Source organism: Bellilinea sp., assembly GCF_034432615.1.
In the GTDB taxonomy this organism is placed as follows: domain Bacteria; phylum Chloroflexota; class Anaerolineae; order Anaerolineales; family Anaerolineaceae; genus Bellilinea.
The window spans coordinates 1-4235 of sequence record NZ_DAOUBL010000220.1 but is presented as its reverse complement, the minus strand read 5'-3'; the positions used below and the strand labels follow the sequence as shown (position 1 = coordinate 4235).

At 61.1% G+C, this 4235-nt stretch carries 3 protein-coding genes and 2 pseudogenes; 4 read left to right on the top strand and 1 reads right to left on the bottom strand.

Features of this window, described 5'->3' with window-relative positions; genetic code table 11:
- From VAE48_RS09875 to VAE48_RS09860, 4 genes and pseudogenes are all read left to right on the top strand, one after another.
- Window positions 1-342, top strand: a pseudogene (locus tag VAE48_RS09875) (pyridoxal 5'-phosphate synthase lyase subunit PdxS); the annotation flags it as partial.
- Between the two features lie 20 nt (window positions 343-362).
- Window positions 363-941 (top strand): pyridoxal 5'-phosphate synthase glutaminase subunit PdxT, encoded by a 579-nt coding sequence (gene pdxT, locus VAE48_RS09870; protein WP_322793158.1) that lies wholly within the window; start codon window positions 363-365, stop codon window positions 939-941.
- 116 nt (window positions 942-1057) lie between these two features.
- Entirely contained in the window at window positions 1058-1906 is an 849-nt protein-coding gene (locus VAE48_RS09865) for a hypothetical protein (RefSeq protein ID WP_322793157.1), read from the top strand.
- 8 nt (window positions 1907-1914) lie between these two features.
- Window positions 1915-3549: a R3H domain-containing nucleic acid-binding protein gene (locus VAE48_RS09860; protein ID WP_322793156.1), complete on the top strand. Its 1635-nt coding sequence runs from the start codon at window positions 1915-1917 to the stop codon at window positions 3547-3549.
- Between the two features lie 398 nt (window positions 3550-3947).
- On the opposite strand, the pseudogene VAE48_RS09855 reads toward VAE48_RS09860, so the two are convergent.
- Window positions 3948-4235, bottom strand: a pseudogene (locus tag VAE48_RS09855) (hypothetical protein); the annotation flags it as partial.

Here is a 4235-nt window from a genome sequence, read left to right as displayed (position 1 = left end):
GTGATGGCGTTTGCCAAACAGATTGGCGCGCCTTACGAACTGGTGCTGGAAACCCGCCAGCTGGGTCGGCTGCCGGTGGTCAATTTTGCCGCCGGCGGAATTGCCACGCCGGCGGATGCCGCCTTGATGATGCAGCTGGGCATGGACGGCGTGTTCGTCGGTTCGGGCATTTTCAAATCCGGTGACCCGGCGCGCCGCGCGGCGGCCATTGTCAAAGCCGTTACCCATTATAACGAGCCGAAAATTCTGGCTGAAATCAGCCGCAATCTGGGCGAACCGATGGTTGGACGGCAAATTTCGGCCATACCCGAACATGAACTGATTGCCGGACGCGGCTGGTAAACCAACCTTTGACGGTGGCTATGAAGATTGGCGTACTGGCTTTACAGGGTGCTTTCATCGAGCATCAAAAAGTGCTGGAAAAACTGGGTGTGGAAACCGTGCAGGTGCGCCTGCCCGAACACCTCAACGGCCTGGACGGGTTGATCATCCCCGGCGGGGAATCCACCACCATCAGCAAACTGGCGACGGCCTTTGGGCTGATGCAGCCGCTGCGGGAGTTTGCCCAAAATCATGCCGTGTGGGGCACCTGTGCCGGGGCAATCTTCCTCTCCCGCGCAGTGGACAGGGATCAGCCCGTTCTGGGACTGTTGGACATCAGCGTGCGGCGCAATGCCTTTGGGCGGCAGGTGGATTCGTTTGAGATCCTGCTGGACGTACCGGCGCTCGCCCGGGTGGATGCTGAAAAACGGCCCTTCCCGGCGGTGTTCATCCGCGCGCCGTTGATCGAAAAGGCGAACGGCAACGCCGAAGCGCTGGCGGTATTGCCGGATGGCGGCATTGTTGCCGCTCAGCAGGGGCGCTGGCTGGCAACATCCTTTCACCCCGAACTGAGCGATGATGACCGCTTTCACCGTTATTTTTTGGAGTTGGCGAGATAGAAATTCGACTGTTTGCCTGGCATGACCTGCTGAACCTGTTCCGCTACCGCGATCAGGCGCAATGTCTGGATACGACCCTGGCGCTGACGCGCGGCAGTCCGGTTGGCCCGTGGGCGGTGCTGGATCACCTGCGGCTGGATAAGGGCAGTACCACCTGTGTGCTGAGTGCGGCGGGCGGCAGCCCGGCGCTGATTGGGCAGGTGCGCTACGAAAGCAATCACACCGCCCGGTTGTCCTTTATCCTGCCGGTGATGGATACCCCTCCCGAACGCCTCATCACGCTGCTGGAAGGCTTAATCCGGCAGGCTGGGGCGCACGGCAATCAGGTTGTGCTGGCTGAAGTGGAGGAACATAGCCCGCTGTTCGAAGCGCTGCGCCGCGCCGGATTCAGCGTGTTCACCTGGCAGCGTGTCTGGCGGATTACGGCAATGCCGGCCGGCGACAACCTGGCGCACTGGGAACTGGCCAGCGAACTCGATCATCTGGCGGTGCGCAATCTGGCACAGACCCTCATCCCGCCGCTGGTTCAAAGCGCCGAGGCGTTTCCGCACTCGCTGAGCGACAGCTGGGTGCTCTTTCAGCAGCAGGAAGTCCTCGGTTACGCTGCCCCGGTTTTCGGCCCGCGCGGGATTGTCGTTCAACCGATTCTTCACCCCGCCGTGGAAGATGTGCCGGCCGCGCTGCGCGGGCTGGTTGCGGCAATGCCGTTACTGCTGGGGCGCCCGGTGTATGTGGTGGTGCGCGCCTATCAATCCTACCTCGAAAATGGGCTGGAAAAACTGGGCGCAGAAAGCGGCGAACGGCAGGCCGTGCTGGTCAAACACCTGACCAGTTTGCAGCGCAAGGCGGTCTTTGCCGCCCGCAACGGTACTTTGGAAAAACATCAGCCGGCATTGGTTGAGCCACTCGGTGGTGAAACTCCGCTGCCGCTGGTACAATATGAAGCAAGAGAAAGATTGAATTAATTGTTGCCATGACGCAAAGAAGAATAACCGACGATTTACATGCTTTACTGGATGTCCTGCCGCCGCATATCCGTCAGGCGGTGGTCAAAGCCAATGACAGCGATAACCTGCTGGAAATCGTGATGGATTTGGGGCGCGTCCCGGTGGCGCGCTTTGTCCAGGGCGAGGTGGTTCTCGACCAAAACGAAATCACCCGCGAGGATATTGACCATGTGGTCAACAAAATTGGCGAATTTGACGCCGATAACCGCGCCGGTTTGGAGCGCACCCTGCACCGCATTTCAGCCATCCGCAACCGGCACGGCCACATTGTCGGCCTGACCTGCCGGGTTGGGCGGGCGGTGTACGGGACAATTGACATCATTCAGGATTTGCTCGAATCGGGCAAGTCCATTTTGCTGTTGGGCCGCCCGGGCATCGGCAAAACCACCATGCTGCGCGAATCGGCGCGCATTCTGGCCGAAAAACACCGCGTCATCATCGTGGATACTTCCAACGAGATCGGCGGGGATGGTGATGTGCCGCACCCGGCCGTCGGGCGCGCCCGCCGCATGCAGGTGGCGCAGCCCTCGCTGCAGCATGAGGTGATGATCGAGGCGGTGGAAAATCACAACCCCGAGGTGATCATCATTGATGAGATCGGGCGCGAGCTGGAAGCGCTGGCCGCCCGCACGATTGCCGAACGGGGTGTGCAGCTGGTAGCAACCGCGCACGGGCGCACGCTGGAAAATCTGCTGCTCAACCCGACTTTGTCCGATCTGATCGGGGGGATCGAATCGGTCACGCTTTCGGATGAAGAGGCCCGCCGGCGCGGGACGCAGAAAACCGTGCTGGAACGCCGCTCGCCGCCCACTTTTGATGTGCTGATCGAGATTCAGGAGCGCGACCGCATGCACGTTCACAAGGATGTGGCTGCCGCGGTGGATTCGCTGGTGCGCGGCTACCCGCTGCCGCCGGAAATCCGCTACCGGGATGAAAACGGCGAAATTCACATTGAAACGCCGCCGGCTCAGGCTGCCCCGCGTCCGCTGCCGCAAACCAGCCGGCGCACCTATGCCAACGGGAGTGAAACCCAGCCGTTCAACCGCAAAGGCGGGCGCTCCCTCCCCACCGGCGCTGAACGGGTGAGCGAAGAGATGCTGCTGCCTTCCGAGATGAACGCCCAGCCATCCGCGCCTTTGCAGACCATTCGCATTTACGCCTACGGGGTTGCCCGCAACCGGCTGGCGCAGGCCGCCAAACGGTTGGGCGTGCCGGCGCTGGTGGTGCAGAATCTGGACGAAGCCGATGTGTTGATGACCCTGCGCACCTATTACCGCTCGCGCCAGCAGCCGGTGGTGGAAGCCGAAGAGCGGCGCATGCCGATCTATGTGCTGCGCGCCAATACCATTAATCAAATGGAGCAGTCGCTGGCGGAATTGTATAACCTGAGCGTGGAGAGCAACTCGACCGAGTGGGAGATCATTGCTGCGCAAACGCAGGTGGCCATCCAGAACGTGCTGAACGGGCAGCGTTTTGTGGACCTGCCCCCGGCGCCGGCCAGCGTCCGCCGGATGCAGCACGAAATGGCGCGCGCCCAGCAGCTGGTGTCGCATTCCTACGGCAAGGAACCGCACCGCCGGGTGCGCATCTTCCGCGATTGAAGCGGCCGGGGACAACCTTCCGCATGGGATTTGTATGGGTAGTGAGGGAGACTCCTCACTTCGTTCGGAGTGACATTAATTCTTGTTTGTGTCGCTGCACTCTGAATGACATGATTGATTTAACGTCATTGCGAGCGAGCGGAGCGAGCGTGGCAATCTCCGACATGGCGGTTATGAGGACAGAGCGGGAGACTCCCGTCAGCACTGGTGAGTGTCACTTCGTTCGGAGTGACATGGCTGGTTTAACGTCATTGCGAGCGAGCGGAGCGAGCGCGGCAATCTCCCGCTTGGCTGATCATAAGCAAGGTGAGGGATTCCTCGCTTCGCTCGGAATGACGTAAACCTTGGTTGTCCTTTTGAGCGGGCGCGGCAATGCTGCGTTCGGACAGACCAGCCCCTTATACCTGCACATCCGGCCAGACCGGGTAAAACATGGCCCACTGGTGCGGGTAAGCACGGATGATCTTCTCGGCTTCAGCCAGCACCGCTTCGGCGTTCATTAATAACTCCGTATCCCGGTCGGGATGGGGCTGTGGCCAGATGGGCGGGCTGCACACCAGCCGGTAAAAGTGCGGGCGCGGGCTGACGCAGGCAACCACGAACATCGGCACCTCGCACTGCAGCGCCAGATGGACATATGCCACCGGCAGGGGCGCCGGCCGGCCAAAGAAACGCGGACGCAGACG